Origin of the sequence: Streptomyces sp. NBC_00299 (assembly GCF_036173045.1) — a bacterium.
In the GTDB taxonomy this organism is placed as follows: Bacteria; Actinomycetota; Actinomycetes; order Streptomycetales; family Streptomycetaceae; genus Streptomyces; species Streptomyces machairae.
In genome coordinates this window covers 5,708,303-5,724,524 of record NZ_CP108039.1, presented here as the reverse complement: position 1 = coordinate 5,724,524, position 16,222 = coordinate 5,708,303, and the positions used below count along the sequence as shown (strand labels likewise).

9 protein-coding genes and 3 rRNA genes are annotated in these 16,222 nt (G+C 66.0%); 6 read left to right on the top strand and 6 right to left on the bottom strand.

Annotation, left to right across the window (positions count from 1 at the left end; genetic code table 11):
* Positions 1-45: 45 nt before the first annotated feature.
* The 5 genes from OHT51_RS25520 to OHT51_RS25500 are packed head-to-tail and all read left to right on the top strand — an operon-like array spanning position 46 to position 5,608.
* Positions 46-1,374: a DUF7847 domain-containing protein gene (locus OHT51_RS25520; protein ID WP_328881243.1), complete on the top strand. Its 1,329-nt coding sequence runs from the start codon at positions 46-48 to the stop codon at positions 1,372-1,374.
* A 4-nt stretch (positions 1,375-1,378) separates the two neighbouring features.
* Positions 1,379-2,104: a DUF4129 domain-containing protein gene (locus OHT51_RS25515; RefSeq protein WP_328881242.1), complete on the top strand. Its 726-nt coding sequence runs from the start codon at positions 1,379-1,381 to the stop codon at positions 2,102-2,104.
* Positions 2,101-3,309 carry a DUF4350 domain-containing protein gene (locus tag OHT51_RS25510; RefSeq protein WP_328881241.1) on the top strand — a complete coding sequence of 403 codons (1,209 nt, stop codon included), beginning with the start codon at positions 2,101-2,103 and terminating at the stop codon, positions 3,307-3,309. The genes OHT51_RS25515 and OHT51_RS25510 overlap by 4 nt, the downstream gene beginning before the upstream one ends.
* Positions 3,309-4,298 carry an AAA family ATPase gene (locus tag OHT51_RS25505; RefSeq protein WP_328884430.1) on the top strand — a complete coding sequence of 330 codons (990 nt, stop codon included), beginning with the start codon at positions 3,309-3,311 and terminating at the stop codon, positions 4,296-4,298. Before OHT51_RS25510 ends, OHT51_RS25505 begins: the two co-directional genes overlap by 1 nt.
* Positions 4,298-5,608 carry a DUF58 domain-containing protein gene (locus tag OHT51_RS25500; protein ID WP_328881240.1) on the top strand — a complete coding sequence of 437 codons (1,311 nt, stop codon included), beginning with the start codon at positions 4,298-4,300 and terminating at the stop codon, positions 5,606-5,608. Before OHT51_RS25505 ends, OHT51_RS25500 begins: the two co-directional genes overlap by 1 nt.
* 114 nt (positions 5,609-5,722) lie before the next feature.
* Here the strand turns inward: OHT51_RS25500 and rrf are convergent.
* From rrf to OHT51_RS25480, 4 genes are all read right to left on the bottom strand, one after another.
* A 5S ribosomal RNA gene (gene rrf, locus OHT51_RS25495) occupies positions 5,723-5,839 on the bottom strand.
* Between the two features lie 85 nt (positions 5,840-5,924).
* A 23S ribosomal RNA gene (locus OHT51_RS25490) occupies positions 5,925-9,042 on the bottom strand.
* A 315-nt stretch (positions 9,043-9,357) separates the two neighbouring features.
* A 16S ribosomal RNA gene (locus OHT51_RS25485) occupies positions 9,358-10,882 on the bottom strand.
* The 16S, 23S and 5S rRNA genes sit together here, the layout of an rRNA operon.
* A gap of 567 nt (positions 10,883-11,449) precedes the next feature.
* Complete coding sequence (locus OHT51_RS25480) at positions 11,450-12,457, bottom strand: stage II sporulation protein M (RefSeq protein ID WP_328881239.1); 1,008 nt, start codon at positions 12,455-12,457, stop codon at positions 11,450-11,452.
* 130 nt (positions 12,458-12,587) lie between these two features.
* Between OHT51_RS25480 and OHT51_RS25475 the strand changes: the two genes are divergently transcribed.
* Positions 12,588-13,571, top strand: coding sequence for an RDD family protein (locus tag OHT51_RS25475; protein ID WP_328881238.1), 984 nt, complete (start codon positions 12,588-12,590; stop codon positions 13,569-13,571).
* A 25-nt stretch (positions 13,572-13,596) separates the two neighbouring features.
* Here OHT51_RS25475 and OHT51_RS25470 read toward each other — a convergent pair whose 3' ends face one another.
* Together OHT51_RS25470 and ahcY are read right to left on the bottom strand one after the other, a co-directional pair.
* Positions 13,597-14,211, bottom strand: a complete 615-nt coding sequence (locus OHT51_RS25470) for a hypothetical protein (RefSeq protein ID WP_328881237.1) — start codon at positions 14,209-14,211, stop codon at positions 13,597-13,599.
* Positions 14,212-14,406: 195 nt separating this feature from the next.
* On the bottom strand, positions 14,407-15,864 hold the full coding sequence (gene ahcY / locus OHT51_RS25465) for an adenosylhomocysteinase (RefSeq protein WP_328881236.1): 1,458 nt from the start codon (positions 15,862-15,864) through the stop codon (positions 14,407-14,409).
* Positions 15,865-16,222 lie beyond the last annotated feature (358 nt).

Below are 16,222 nucleotides of genomic sequence, written 5' to 3'. Positions count from 1 at the left end.
CAACCTGCCGCCGCGACCGCGGACGGGCACCGTGAAGGAGCGACGATGAACGACACTCCGGGCTGGGCCTCGCCCGGATCCGCCCCGTCCGACGGCCAGGAACCCGGCACGTCCGGCCCTGCCGAGCCCGCAGACCGTCCCGACCCCGCGCAGCAACCGGGACCCGACCCACAGGGCACCGGCTCGAAGTGGTCCAAGGAGCAGCCGCCGGCCGGCCAGTGGTCCGCCCCGACCGGACCCGAGGCTCCCGGCCAGACCCCGCCACCCCCACCGCCCGGCCCGGGCTGGGGCACCACCCCTCCTGCCGGCACCAGCGGGTACGGCGGTGGCTCCCAGGGCTATGGCGCCCCCGGCGGACACGGTGCCTGGGGCAGCGGCTGGGGCGGCCCGCCGCCCGCTGCCAAGCCCGGCGTGATCCCGCTGCGCCCCCTCGGCGTCGGCGAGATCCTCGACGGCGCGGTCTCCACCATGCGCACCTACTGGCGCACGGTCCTGGGCATCTCCCTGACCGTCGCGATCGTGACGGAAATCCTCGTCATCCTCCTCCAGGGCTTCGTCCTGAACGACCTCGCCGGCAGTGAGGCCCTCAACGACCCGGACGCCACCCTCAGCGAGGTCACCCGGGCCACGGGCGACGCCCTGCTCAGCTCGAGCGTGATCTTCCTGATCTCGGTGATCGGCGCGATCATCGCGACCGCCCTGCTGACGACGGTCACCAGCCGCGCGGTGCTCGGCAAGTCCGTGACCACCGGCGAGGCCTGGCGCGACGCCCGTCCTCAGGTGCTGCCGCTGTTCGGCCTGCTCCTCCTGCTGCTGCTCATGACCTTCGGCCTGGTGCTCGTGGGTGCCCTGCCCGGCATCCTGGTGGTCGCCTCGGGCTCCGGTGCCGCGGGCGGGGCGCTCGCGATCCTGGGCATCCTCGGCGCGGGCATCGTCGCGATGTGGCTGTGGTTCCGCTTCTCCCTCGCCTCGCCCGCGCTGATGCTGGAGAAGCAGGGCATCGTGAAGGCGCTGAGCCGGTCCGTGAAGCTGGTCCGCGGCTCGTGGTGGCGTGTCTTCGGCATCCAGTTGCTCGCCACGCTCATCGCGAACATCGTCGCGGCGATCGTCGTCATCCCCTTCACCTTCCTCGCCGCCGCGTTCAGCGGTGACGGCGCCACCGCCTTCCTCGACGGCGCCGGCGACTTCGGCTGGACGTTCCTCATCATCAGCGGCATCGGCTCGGTGATCGGCTCCATGATCACCTTCCCGATCACGGCCGGCGTCACCGTCCTGCTCTACATCGACCAGCGCATCCGCCGCGAGGCCCTCGACCTCGAACTGGCCCGCGCAGCCGGCGTCCAGGACCACAGCGCTGGCACCCCGGGGAGCTGATCCGGTGAGCCTGGCGGGGGGAGTTCTCACAACAGCGTCAGCACTGACGCCGACGGCACGTTCGGCCGACGAGCCACCACTGACGATCCCGCGCGATCCCGCGCGGGAGGCGGCCCGTCGCGAGCTGTCCAAGCAGATGTACCACGAGAACGAACCCAGCTGGTTCCAGCGAGCCCTGGATGCCTTCTGGGCCTGGGTCGAGGACTTGTTCAACAGCGCCTCGACCGTGACGCCCGGGGGACCGCTCGGCCTGGTCGTCATCATCCTGGTCGTCGTCGCGGTCCTGGGCGCCCTGTGGTGGCGCCTGGGCACCCCGCGCCGCCAACCCACGTCCTCCGCCGCCCTGTTCGACGACCGCCCCCGCAGTGCCGCCGAACACCGGTCCGCCGCCGAGGCACACGCCGCCCAGGGCCACTGGAACCAGGCCGTCCAGGAGCGCATGCGCGCCATCGTCCGCTCACTCGAGGAGCGCGCACTTCTCGACGTACGCCCCGGCCGCACCGCGGACGAGGCCGCCGCCGAAGCAGGCCGCTCACTGCCCGCCCACACGGACCGACTGCGCGCCGCAGCACGGGACTTCGACGACGTGACGTACGGCGGCAGGACCGCGACCCAGCAGGCGTACCAGCGCATCACGGAACTCGACCGCGACCTGGAGAGCAGCAAGCCGCAACTCGCCGCCAGCACCCCCAGTACGGCCCCCAACGCCCGCCAGGGAGCCGCCGAATGACCACCGAGGCCACGCTCCAGTCCACCTCGGCCTCGCCCACCCCGCGCCAGGTGTGGACCCGCACGCGAGGCATCGCCCTCGCCGTCGTACTGCTGCTCGTGGCGGCCGTCGTGATCGCCACGATCCGCTCCGACTCCCGGCACGGCGCCCTCGACCCACGCTCCGCCGACCCCAAGGGCAGCCGGGCCGTCGCCGAACTCCTCGCCGACCGCGGCGTGGACACGCGTGTGGTCACCACCCTGGACGACGCGCGCGCCGCGGCCGCCCCGGACACCACCGTCCTGGTCGCCGCCCCAGACCTCCTGACGCACCGTCAACAGTCCTGGCTGCGCTCGTCGACCGCCGGCTCCGGCGGCCGTACCGTACTCGTCGCCCCCGGCAGCTGGTCCGTCGAACGACTCGTCCCCGGCGTCACCGCGGACCCCGCCACCAGCCTCGACTCGGAGCTCTCCCCCGACTGCACCCTGCCCGCCGCCCGGCGCGCAGGCACCGCCGACCTGGGCGGCGTCCGCTACACCACCACCCACCTCGACGCCGACCAGTGCTACCCGAGCGAGCGCCTCGCCACCCTGCTGCGCGTCCCGGACTCCACCGGGGACGCCGCCGGCGACACCGTCGTCCTCGGCGCGCCCGACATCCTCAACAACGACCGCCTCGACGAGCAGGGCAACGCCTCGCTGGCGCTCCAACTCCTCGGTTCCCGCCCCCACTTGGTCTGGTACCTCCCCTCGCTCTCCGACACGTCGGCCGCCGACTCGGACGACGAACGCAGCTTCCTCGACCTGCTCCCCTCGGGCTGGCTCTGGGGCACGCTGCAGCTCTTCATCGCCGCAGCCCTGGCCGCCCTCTGGCGGGCACGCCGACTCGGCCCCCTCGTGCCCGAAAAACTCCCCGTCGCGATCCGCGCCTCCGAAACCGTCGAAGGCCGCGCCCGCCTCTACCGCAAGGCGAACGCCCGCGACCGCGCGGCCGCCGCTCTTCGCTCCACCACCCGCACGCGCCTCGCCCCCCTCGTAGGTGTCCCCGTCACTCAGGCGCACACGCCCGAGGCCCTGCTCCCCGCGCTGTCCGCCCACCTCCACCAGCACGGGGACGGACAGAGCCTGCACACGCTCCTCTTCGGCCCGCCGCCCAGCGACGACGCAGCACTCATCGCCCTCGCCGACCAACTCGACGCCCTCGAAAGAGAGGTACGCCGTCCATGATGGACCCGACCACTGACAACGCCGGGAACACCGGGGATTCGGGCACCGCCCGAGCCTCCCTGGAGGCCCTGCGCGCCGAGATCGCCAAAGCCGTGGTCGGCCAGGACCCCGCCGTGACCGGCCTAGTCGTCGCACTCCTGTGCCGCGGCCACGTCCTCCTCGAAGGCGTCCCCGGCGTCGCCAAGACCCTCCTCGTACGCGCCCTCGCCTCCGCACTCGAACTCGACACCAAGCGCGTCCAGTTCACCCCCGACCTCATGCCGAGCGACGTGACGGGCTCCCTCGTCTACGACACCCGCTCCGCCGAGTTCTCCTTCCAGCCCGGCCCGGTCTTCACCAACCTCCTCCTGGCCGACGAGATCAACCGGACTCCTCCCAAGACCCAGTCGTCCCTCCTGGAAGCCATGGAGGAACGCCAGGTCACCGTCGACGGCACACCGCGCCCGCTCCCCGACCCGTTCCTGGTCGCAGCAACCCAGAACCCGGTGGAGTACGAGGGCACCTACCCCCTCCCCGAAGCCCAGCTGGACCGTTTCCTCCTCAAGCTCACGATCCCGCTCCCCTCCCGCCAGGACGAGATCGACGTCCTCACTCGCCATGCCGAGGGCTTCAACCCCCGCGACCTGCGCGCCGCCGGCGTACGCCCCGTAGCGGGCCCCGCGGACCTGGAAGCGGCACGCGCGGCCGTGGCCAAGACGACGGTCTCCCCGGAGATCACGGCCTACGTGGTCGACATCTGCCGAGCCACTCGCGAATCCCCCTCCCTCACCCTCGGGGTCTCCCCTCGCGGCGCCACGGCCCTTCTGGCCACCGCCCGCGCGTGGGCGTGGCTCACAGGCCGCGACTACGTCATCCCCGACGACGTGAAGGCCCTGGCACTCCCCACCCTCCGCCACCGCGTACAACTCCGCCCGGAGGCCGAGATGGAAGGCGTCACCGCCGACTCCGTGATCAACGCGATCCTCACCCACGTCCCCGTCCCGCGCTGATGGCACTCACCGGACGCGCCGCACTCCTCGCGGCCCTGGGCTCCCTCCCCGTAGGCATCTGGGACCCCAGCTGGACAGGCATCCTGGCGGTCAACGCCCCCTTGGTGGCGGCCTGCGCCTGCGACTTCGCCCTGGCCGCACCCGTACGCCGCCTCGGCCTGACCCGCTCAGGCGACACCTCCGTACGCCTGGGCGAAACGGCCGACGTCACCCTCACGATCACCAACCCGTCCAGCCGCCCCCTCCGCGCCCACCTCCGCGACGCCTGGCCCCCCAGCAGTTGGCAGCAGGGCACAGAGGTAGCGGCCTCCCGCCACCGCGTGACGGTCCCGGCAGGCGAACGCCGCCGCGTCACCACCCGCCTACGCCCCACCCGCCGCGGCGACCGCCAGGCCGACCGCGTGACGATCCGTTCCTACGGCCCCCTGCGCCTCTTCTCCCGCCAGGGCACCCACAACGTCCCCTGGACGGTACGGGTCCTCCCCCCGTTCACAAGCCGCAAGCACCTCCCCTCCAAACTGGCCCGCCTGCGCGAACTCGACGGCCGCACCAGCGTGCTCACCCGCGGCGAGGGCACTGAATTCGACAGCCTGCGCGAATACGTCCCCGGAGACGACACCCGCTCCATCGACTGGCGCGCCACAGCCCGCCAATCCACAGTTGCCGTGCGCACCTGGCGCCCCGAACGCGACCGCCACATCCTCCTCGTCCTGGACACCGGCCGAACCTCAGCAGGCCGCGTCGGCGACGCTCCCCGCCTGGACGCCTCCATGGACGCAGCACTGCTCCTGGCCGTCCTCGCCTCCCGCGCCGGCGACCGCGTGGACCTCCTCGCCTACGACCGCCGAGTACGAGCCCTCGTCCAAGGCCGCACAGCAGGAGACGTCCTTCCCTCCCTGGTCAACGCGATGGCCACACTGGAACCCGAGCTGATCGAAACGGACGCCCGAGGCCTGACGGCCACGGCTCTCCGTACGGCCCCCCGCCACTCCCTGATCGTGCTGCTCACGACCCTCGACGCGGCCCCCATCGAGGAGGGCCTGCTCCCGGTGCTGTCCCAACTCACCCAGCGCCACACAGTTCTGCTGGCCTCAGTAGCGGACCCCCACATCGCACACATGGCAACCGCACGCGGAAACACAGACGCCGTATACGAGGCCGCAGCCGCCGCCCAGGCCCAAAGCGAACGCAACCGCACAGCAGAACAACTCCGCCGTCACGGCGTCACGGTCGTCGACGCCACACCAGAAGAACTCGCGCCGGCACTGGCAGACGCATATCTGGCCCTCAAAACGGCGGGACGCCTGTAACCGAAGACTTCCCGAGGGGCTCTCATTTCAGAGAGCCCCAAAACTATGCGTCGCGCAAACCACCAGAAACGCAGAAAGGCCCACACCATAAGGTGTGGGCCTTTCTCACAATTTGTTCGGCGGCGTCCTACTCTCCCACAGGGTCCCCCCTGCAGTACCATCGGCGCTGTAAGGCTTAGCTTCCGGGTTCGGAATGTAACCGGGCGTTTCCCTCACGCTATAACCACCGAAACACTATGAAACTGTCAGCCGCACCGCATGTGGCCATACGGGGCTGTTCGTGGTTTCAGAACCAACACAGTGGACGCGAGCATCTATGGACAAGCCCTCGGCCTATTAGTACCGGTCACCTCCACACGTTACCGTGCTTCCAGATCCGGCCTATCAACCCAGTCGTCTACTGGGAGCCTTACCCCATCAAGTGGGTGGGAATACTCATCTCGAAGCAGGCTTCCCGCTTAGATGCTTTCAGCGGTTATCCCTCCCGAACGTAGCCAACCAGCCATGCCCTTGGCAGAACAACTGGCACACCAGAGGTTCGTCCGTCCCGGTCCTCTCGTACTAGGGACAGCCCTTCTCAATATTCCTACGCGCGCAGCGGATAGGGACCGAACTGTCTCACGACGTTCTAAACCCAGCTCGCGTACCGCTTTAATGGGCGAACAGCCCAACCCTTGGGACCGACTCCAGCCCCAGGATGCGACGAGCCGACATCGAGGTGCCAAACCATCCCGTCGATATGGACTCTTGGGGAAGATCAGCCTGTTATCCCCGGGGTACCTTTTATCCGTTGAGCGACGGCGCTTCCACAAGCCACCGCCGGATCACTAGTCCCGACTTTCGTCCCTGCTCGACCCGTCGGTCTCACAGTCAAGCTCCCTTGTGCACTTACACTCAACACCTGATTGCCAACCAGGCTGAGGGAACCTTTGGGCGCCTCCGTTACTCTTTAGGAGGCAACCGCCCCAGTTAAACTACCCATCAGACACTGTCCCTGATCCGGATCACGGACCCAGGTTAGACATCCAGCACGACCAGAGTGGTATTTCAACGACGACTCCCCCTGAACTGGCGTCCAGAGTTCACAGTCTCCCACCTATCCTACACAAGCCGAACCGAACACCAATATCAAACTGTAGTAAAGGTCCCGGGGTCTTTCCGTCCTGCTGCGCGAAACGAGCATCTTTACTCGTAGTGCAATTTCACCGGGCCTATGGTTGAGACAGTCGAGAAGTCGTTACGCCATTCGTGCAGGTCGGAACTTACCCGACAAGGAATTTCGCTACCTTAGGATGGTTATAGTTACCACCGCCGTTTACTGGCGCTTAAGTTCTCAGCTTCGCCACAACGAATTGTGACTAACCGGTCCCCTTAACGTTCCAGCACCGGGCAGGCGTCAGTCCGTATACATCGCCTTACGGCTTCGCACGGACCTGTGTTTTTAGTAAACAGTCGCTTCTCGCTGGTCTCTGCGGCCACCCCCAGCTCAGGAAGCACGTTCCCTCACCAGTGATGGCCCCCCTTCTCCCGAAGTTACGGGGGCATTTTGCCGAGTTCCTTAACCATAGTTCACCCGAACGCCTCGGTATTCTCTACCTGACCACCTGAGTCGGTTTAGGGTACGGGCCGCCATGAAACTCGCTAGAGGCTTTTCTCGACAGCATAGGATCATCCACTTCACCACAATCGGCTCGGCATCAGGTCTCAGCCTCATGTGATCCGGATTTGCCTGGATCACGGCCTACACCCTTACCCCGGGACAACCACCGCCCGGGCTGGACTACCTTCCTGCGTCACCCCATCACTCACCTACTACAGGTCTGGTCCGTCGGCTCCACCACTCCCCTTTGCCCGAAGGCTCCAGGGCGGCTTCACGGACTTAGCATCGCCTGGTTCAATGTTTGACGCTTCACAGCGGGTACCGGAATATCAACCGGTTATCCATCGACTACGCCTGTCGGCCTCGCCTTAGGTCCCGACTTACCCTGGGCAGATCAGCTTGACCCAGGAACCCTTAGTCAATCGGCGCACACGTTTCTCACGTGTGAATCGCTACTCATGCCTGCATTCTCACTCGTGAACCGTCCACCACTGCCTTCCGGCGCGGCTTCACCCGGCACACGACGCTCCCCTACCCATCACAGCCGCCGTTGGGCGTATTGCTGCAATGACACGACTTCGGCGGTACGCTTGAGCCCCGCTACATTGTCGGCGCGGAATCACTAGACCAGTGAGCTATTACGCACTCTTTCAAGGGTGGCTGCTTCTAAGCCAACCTCCTGGTTGTCTCTGCGACTCCACATCCTTTCCCACTTAGCGTACGCTTAGGGGCCTTAGTCGATGCTCTGGGCTGTTTCCCTCTCGACCATGGAGCTTATCCCCCACAGTCTCACTGCCGCGCTCTCACTTACCGGCATTCGGAGTTTGGCTAAGGTCAGTAACCCGGTAGGGCCCATCGCCTATCCAGTGCTCTACCTCCGGCAAGAAACACACGACGCTGCACCTAAATGCATTTCGGGGAGAACCAGCTATCACGGAGTTTGATTGGCCTTTCACCCCTAACCACAGGTCATCCCCCAGGTTTTCAACCCTGGTGGGTTCGGTCCTCCACGAAGTCTTACCTCCGCTTCAACCTGCCCATGGCTAGATCACTCCGCTTCGGGTCTTGAGCGCGCTACTAAATCGCCCTATTCGGACTCGCTTTCGCTACGGCTTCCCCACACGGGTTAACCTCGCAACACACCGCAAACTCGCAGGCTCATTCTTCAAAAGGCACGCAGTCACGAGAATGTGCAAGCACATTCCGACGCTCCCACGGCTTGTAGGCACACGGTTTCAGGTACTATTTCACTCCCCTCCCGGGGTACTTTTCACCATTCCCTCACGGTACTATCCGCTATCGGTCACCAGGGAATATTTAGGCTTAGCGGGTGGTCCCGCCAGATTCACACGGGATTTCTCGGGCCCCGTGCTACTTGGGTGTCTCTCAAACGAGCCGCTGATGTTTCGACTACGGGGGTCTTACCCTCTACGCCGGACCTTTCGCATGTCCTTCGCCTACATCAACGGTTTCTGACTCGTCCTGTTGCCGGCAGACAACAGAAGAGAGATCCCACAACCCCGTATACGCAACCCCTGCCGGGTCTCACACGTATACGGTTTAGCCTCATCCAGTTTCGCTCGCCACTACTCCCGGAATCACGGTTGTTTTCTCTTCCTGCGGGTACTGAGATGTTTCACTTCCCCGCGTTCCCTCCACTTGCCCTATGTGTTCAGGCAAGGGTGACAGCCCATGACGACTGCCGGGTTTCCCCATTCGGAAACCCCCGGATCAAAGCCTGGTTGACGACTCCCCGGGGACTATCGTGGCCTCCCACGTCCTTCATCGGTTCCTGGTGCCAAGGCATCCACCGTGCGCCCTTAAAAACTTGGCCACAGATGCTCGCGTCCACTGTGCAGTTCTCAAACAACGACCAGTACACCGTCACACACCACCACTGTGGTGCTACACCGGCGCCGGCAACCGAAGCACAACCTTGCGGCCGTTACTTCAGACACCCAACAGCGTGCCCGGCACCCTCGCCACTCGTGATCAGCGTTCCACGCTCCGAAGAGCAGTACTGGCAGCCCGAGATGACTGAGAGTGCCGAATAATCAACGTTCCACCCATGAGCAACCACCGCAGAACGTTTGCCTGCGTAGTGGCCTCTGACCTCGTCCCGAAGGACTCGGTGAGAAGTGCTCCTTAGAAAGGAGGTGATCCAGCCGCACCTTCCGGTACGGCTACCTTGTTACGACTTCGTCCCAATCGCCAGTCCCACCTTCGACAGCTCCCTCCCACAAGGGGTTGGGCCACCGGCTTCGGGTGTTACCGACTTTCGTGACGTGACGGGCGGTGTGTACAAGGCCCGGGAACGTATTCACCGCAGCAATGCTGATCTGCGATTACTAGCAACTCCGACTTCATGGGGTCGAGTTGCAGACCCCAATCCGAACTGAGACAGGCTTTTTGAGATTCGCTCCACCTCACGGTATCGCAGCTCATTGTACCTGCCATTGTAGCACGTGTGCAGCCCAAGACATAAGGGGCATGATGACTTGACGTCGTCCCCACCTTCCTCCGAGTTGACCCCGGCGGTCTCCTGTGAGTCCCCATCACCCCGAAGGGCATGCTGGCAACACAGAACAAGGGTTGCGCTCGTTGCGGGACTTAACCCAACATCTCACGACACGAGCTGACGACAGCCATGCACCACCTGTACACCGACCACAAGGGGGCACTATCTCTAATGCTTTCCGGTGTATGTCAAGCCTTGGTAAGGTTCTTCGCGTTGCGTCGAATTAAGCCACATGCTCCGCTGCTTGTGCGGGCCCCCGTCAATTCCTTTGAGTTTTAGCCTTGCGGCCGTACTCCCCAGGCGGGGAACTTAATGCGTTAGCTGCGGCACCGACGACGTGGAATGTCGCCAACACCTAGTTCCCACCGTTTACGGCGTGGACTACCAGGGTATCTAATCCTGTTCGCTCCCCACGCTTTCGCTCCTCAGCGTCAGTAATGGCCCAGAGATCCGCCTTCGCCACCGGTGTTCCTCCTGATATCTGCGCATTTCACCGCTACACCAGGAATTCCGATCTCCCCTACCACACTCTAGCTAGCCCGTATCGAATGCAGACCCGGGGTTAAGCCCCGGGCTTTCACACCCGACGTGACAAGCCGCCTACGAGCTCTTTACGCCCAATAATTCCGGACAACGCTTGCGCCCTACGTATTACCGCGGCTGCTGGCACGTAGTTAGCCGGCGCTTCTTCTGCAGGTACCGTCACTTTCGCTTCTTCCCTGCTGAAAGAGGTTTACAACCCGAAGGCCGTCATCCCTCACGCGGCGTCGCTGCATCAGGCTTTCGCCCATTGTGCAATATTCCCCACTGCTGCCTCCCGTAGGAGTCTGGGCCGTGTCTCAGTCCCAGTGTGGCCGGTCGCCCTCTCAGGCCGGCTACCCGTCGTCGCCTTGGTGAGCCATTACCTCACCAACAAGCTGATAGGCCGCGGGCTCATCCTTCACCGCCGGAGCTTTCAACCTTCACAGATGCCAGTGAAGGTGGTATCCGGTATTAGACCCCGTTTCCAGGGCTTGTCCCAGAGTGAAGGGCAGATTGCCCACGTGTTACTCACCCGTTCGCCACTAATCCCCACCGAAGTGGTTCATCGTTCGACTTGCATGTGTTAAGCACGCCGCCAGCGTTCGTCCTGAGCCAGGATCAAACTCTCCGTGAATGTTTTCCCGTAATCGGGACGACACATCACGAGAGCGGAACAGCCAGGCGGAATAAGCCCGGCCGTTCACAGCGTCCTCGCTGTGTTTATTTCAAAGGAACCTCGCCACCGGGAACTGATGTTTCCGGCAGACGGGGTATCAACATATCTGGCGTTGATTTTTGGCACGCTGTTGAGTTCTCAAGGAACGGACGCTTCCTTTGTACTCACCCTCTCGGGCTTTCCTCCGGGCGCTTCCCTTCGGTCTTGCGTTTCCGACTCTATCAGACCTTTTCTCGATCCGATTTCCTCGGTGCTTTCCAGGTTTCCGCTCTCGCGTTTCCCTTTCCGGCGACTCCGACTTTATCAGAAGTTCCGGGCCGGATTGACCAGCCACTCTTTTCCGAATCATCGGGAGGGGCTTCTCGGGAATCGATGTTCCACCGAAGCAGATAGATAGTCACTCTGCCCGGCTGGACTCTCATCCATTTCCAGGCAACTGTTCTAATCTACCTCCCTACTCGTTCCGTGTCAACGGCTCTTGTGGGGCGAAGAGGACACTAGCAGCTCAGGGGGCGTGCCCGCACATCAGGCTGCGGTGGGAACGGCGGCGCTGCGCTCGGCAGCCTCGACGTCGCCCGTCTCCCCCGCTCGGGCGGCACGACCGCCGAGGACATAGACGTATGCGAGGAAGGCCAGTTCAGCGGCGACGCCGATGCTGATGCGCGCCCAAGTCGGTAGGCCGGATGGGGTCACGAAGCCTTCGATGGCGCCGGAGATGAAGAGGACCAGGGCGAGGCCTATTGCCATGCCTATTGCGGCTCGGCCTTCCTCGGCGAGGGCCGAGCGTCGGGTGCGGGGGCCCGGGTCGATGAGGGTCCAGCCGAGTCGTAGGCCGGTGCCGGCGGCGACGAAGACCGCGGTCAGTTCGAGGAGGCCGTGCGGTAGGACGAGGCCGAGGAAGGTGTCGAGGCGACCTGCTGAGGACATCAGGCCGAAGCCGACACCGAGGTTGAGCATGTTCTGGAAGAGGATCCAGAGCACTGGGAGGCCGAGGAAGACGCCGAGGATCAGGCATAGGGCGGCGGCCCAGGCGTTGTTCGTCCAGACCTGGGCTGCGAAGGAAGCCGCGGGGTGGCTGGAGTAGTACGTCTCGTACTGCCCGCCGGGGCGGGTGAGCTCGCGTAGTTCGCTGGGGGCCGCGATGGTGGCCTGTACTTCGGGATGGGTGCCGATCCACCAGCCCAGGAGGGCCGCGACCAGGGTGGACAGGAGTGCCGTGGGTACCCACCAGTGGCGCGCCCGGTATACGGCGGCCGGGAATCCGTACGCGAGGAAGCGGGTGACATCGCGCCAGGAGGCGCGTCGCGTGCCTGTCACTGCACTACGCGCGCGGGCCACGAGCTGGCTGAGCCGGCCGGTCAACTGTGGGTCGGGCGCGCTGGACTGGATCAGGGACAGATGGGTGGCGGTGCGCTGGTAGAGGGCGACGAGTTCGTCGGCCTCCGCGCCGGTGAGGCGGCGCTGGCGCCCGAGGAGGGCGTCGAGGCGGTCCCACTCGGCTCGGTGGGCGGTGACGAAGACGTCGAGGTCCATCTGGTTTTCTGCTCCTCGGCTGTTCGTCGGCGACTCGTCGTAGGTGTCAGCTTGTCGTACTGCGGCGCGATGCGCCCTCAGCTTGGCAGACTGGCCATTTCAGGGGCAGGTCAGGGGAAGGACGGTCGGCGTGAGTGAGCTGGTGACGGGCGAGGCGGTGGCGCTGGAGTTGCGCCCCGCGAAGCTGCCCAGCAGGGCCTTGGCCGTGCTGCTTGATCTGGCCGTGGCTGTGATCGCCTACATCGTCGTGACCATTGGCGTTGTGGCTGCCACCGCTTCCCTGGACGAGGCGGCGCAGACCGCGTTGTCGATCGCGATGTTCGTTCTGCTGCTGGTCGGCGGGCCGATCGCGGTCGAGACGCTCAGTCATGGGCGCTCGCTCGGGAAGCTGGCGTGCGGGTTGAGGGTCGTTCGCGACGACGGTGGACCGATCCGGTTCCGGCACGCGCTGGTGCGTGGCCTCATAGGCGTGATCGAGATTCTGATGACGCTCGGTGTCGTCGCCGTCATCGCCTCGCTGGTGTCCGCGCGCGGGCGGCGGCTCGGGGACGTCTTCGCCGGGACTCTCGTCGTACGGGAGCGGGTGCCCCTCGCACGGACGGGGATCGTTCCGCCGCCTCCGCCGTGGCTGGCCGGGCGGTTCTCGGGGCTTGATCTGTCGGCGGTTCCGGATGGTCTGTGGCTCGCCATTCGCCAGTACCTGACGCGGATGCAGCAACTCGACCCGCAGGTCGGCCGGAGCATGGCGGAGCAGCTCGCCGCGGATCTCGTGGCGCGTACGGGCACTCCGGCGCCGCAGGGTGTTCCGCCGGCGGCGTATCTGGCGGCAGTTCTGCAGGAGCGGCAGGCGCGGGAGGCGCGGCGGGCCTTCAGCCACGGGTCGTTCGAGGGTGGTGCGCCCTCTGTGAGTGGTGCGGGGGCTGGGGTTGGTGGGCCTGGCCCGTACGGTCCACCAGTTGTGCCGACCGCCGCCGCTGCGGCGCCTCCGGCTTCTCCGTCCGGCGCGGACGGGAATCGTTCCTCGGCTCCGTATGACGCAGTACGGCAGCCGGCGGCGCCGCAGGACGCCCCGCCGGACGACCGGCCCTCCACGGGCTTCGCTCCGCCGGCTTAGGTCGTCCCAGGCCAGGGTCTGTCGCTCAAGCGAACGTCGACGGCGGCGATTTCAGGTCCTCCAGCTCGATGCCGGGTGCCGCGAGGACGACGTCGCCCGCGATGTGTACGGCGTGCTGTTCGCCGGTGTCCAGGGCTGTGACCTGGTATTCGTCCACAGTCAGAGGGCCGTTGTCAGTGGCGTGTGCTTCTCTGTTCACCAGGGCCCAGGACTGGTCCACGGTGCGGGGGGCGAGGACCGGGTCCGTGAGGGCCAGGAGGCGTACGCGGGTTGCTGAGGCGGAGGGGGTGAGGCGCAGGAGGCGAGTGGTGGCGATGAGGAATGCGGGGGATCTCCCTGTGAAGGCATGGGCGCGCACATTGCCTTCCCTGGCCTGAACCCCGGTGGGGTCGGTACGGACCCAGGTGACGCCGTCGATGGCGGCACCGCGTACCTGCCAGCCTCCGGCGTGGAGTTCGAGACGGATGGGGCGGCCGAGTTCGTCCAGGGCGAGGTCGACGGAGCCGCTCTGATCGCCCGCCGGGGTGGTCAGCTGTGAGACGTAGCGCCAGCCGGACGGGCCGGGGGCGCAGTGGAAGTGCTCTTCTGCGAGGGGGGTGTGATCGTGCGGATCGTGGAGCGAATAACGGCCGCGGGGCATCGGGGTCCTGGGTCTTGACGGGCTGGTCCGCCCACACGGGCCACGAGGGTCGCGCGGGCTGAAACGGCTGCTCGGGCCAACGGGGCAGGCCCCCGGCACGGGGGTGCGGGGGCCTGCCTCGGAGGATCTGCTGCCAATGAGCGTGTCGCCGCTGAGCAGCAGCCTGGTTCGGCGGCGGCTCAGCGGCGGGTCGGCTCAGTAGCGGTAGTGGTCCGGCTTGTAGGGGCCCTCGACCTCGACGCCGATGTACGCGGCCTGCTCGGGGCGGAGCTGGGTCAGCTTCACGCCGAGCGAGTCCAGGTGCAGGCGGGCGACCTTCTCGTCCAGGTGCTTGGGCAGCGTGTACACGCCGGTCGGGTAGGCGTCCGGCTTGGTGAACAGCTCGATCTGGGCCAGCGTCTGGTCCGCGAAGGAGTTGGACATCACGAAGGACGGGTGACCGGTGGCGTTGCCCAGGTTCAGCAGGCGGCCCTCGGAGAGGACGATCAGCACCTTGCCGTCGGGGAACTTCCAGGTGTGGACCTGCGGCTTGACCTCGTCCTTGACGATGCCCGGGATCTTGGCGAGGCCGGCCATGTCGATCTCGTTGTCGAAGTGGCCGATGTTGCCGACGATCGCCTGGTGCTTCATCTTGGCCATGTCCGAGGCCATGATGATGTCCTTGTTGCCGGTCGTGGTGATGAAGATGTCGGCCTTGTCGACGACCTCGTCGAGGGTCGTGACCTGGTAGCCGTCCATCGCCGCCTGCAGGGCGCAGATCGGGTCGATCTCGGTGATGATCACGCGCGCGCCCTGTCCGCGCAGGGACTCCGCGCAGCCCTTGCCCACGTCGCCGTAGCCGCAGACGACCGCGGTCTTGCCGCCGATCAGGACGTCGGTGGCGCGGTTGATGCCGTCGATCAGGGAGTGGCGGCAGCCGTACTTGTTGTCGAACTTCGACTTGGTGACGGCGTCGTTCACGTTGATCGCCGGGAACAGGAGGACGCCGTCGCGCTGCATCTCGTACAGGCGGTGGACGCCGGTCGTGGTCTCCTCGGTCACGCCGCGGATCTCGGAGGACAGCTGGGTCCACTTCTGCGAGCCGTCCGTGATGGTGCGGTGCAGGAGCTCGAGGACGACGCGGTGCTCGTCGGAGTCGGCGGTGTCGACCGAGGGGACCTTGCCGTCCTTCTCGTACTCGACGCCCTTGTGGACGAGGAGGGTGGCGTCACCGCCGTCGTCCAGGATCATGTTCGGGCCGCCGGTGGGGGTGTTCGGCCAGGTCAGCGCCTGCTCCGTGCACCACCAGTACTCCTCCAGGGTCTCGCCCTTCCAGGCGAAGACCGGGATGCCCTGGGGGTTGTCGGGCGTGCCGTTCGGGCCGACGGCGATCGCGGCGGCGGCGTGGTCCTGGGTGGAGAAGATGTTGCAGGACGCCCAGCGGACCTCGGCGCCGAGGGCAACCAGGGTCTCGATGAGGACGGCGGTCTGCACGGTCATGTGCAGGGAGCCGGTGACGCGGGCGCCGGCGAGCGGCTGCGTCTCGGCGTACTCCTTGCGGATCGCCATCAGGCCGGGCATCTCGTGCTCGGCGAGGGTGATCTCCTTGCGGCCGAAGTCGGCCAGGGAGAGGTCGGCGACCTTGAAGTCCTGTCGGTTCTCGACAGTCGTCATTACGAGCTGCTCCTCGGGGTTGGGTCGAGGGTGTGGGTACGGCTGGTCTGCACGGCGGCGGAGGCACCGGGGTGCCCGAAGAGGACACAGGCATGCCCGCGTACGCGCAGCGCAGTCCGTCGGAGGCCCTCTCTCCCTCGGCCGGTCCGTGTCGGGACCGCCCGACCGCCATCAGCAGCGACGTCTGGCTCTGTCCCAAGCTACACCGGGACGCCCGGGAGCCACAGCGGGAGGCCTGGGCGTTCCTGGTCTGTCTTGTCCGGCTCCGTACGGATCGCGCCATCAGGGCATCCGGGGTGGGAGGGCGGCGGCGGTTCACGGGTCGGTGCGGTGGGGCGGCGGCGGTCGTGGGCGAGGG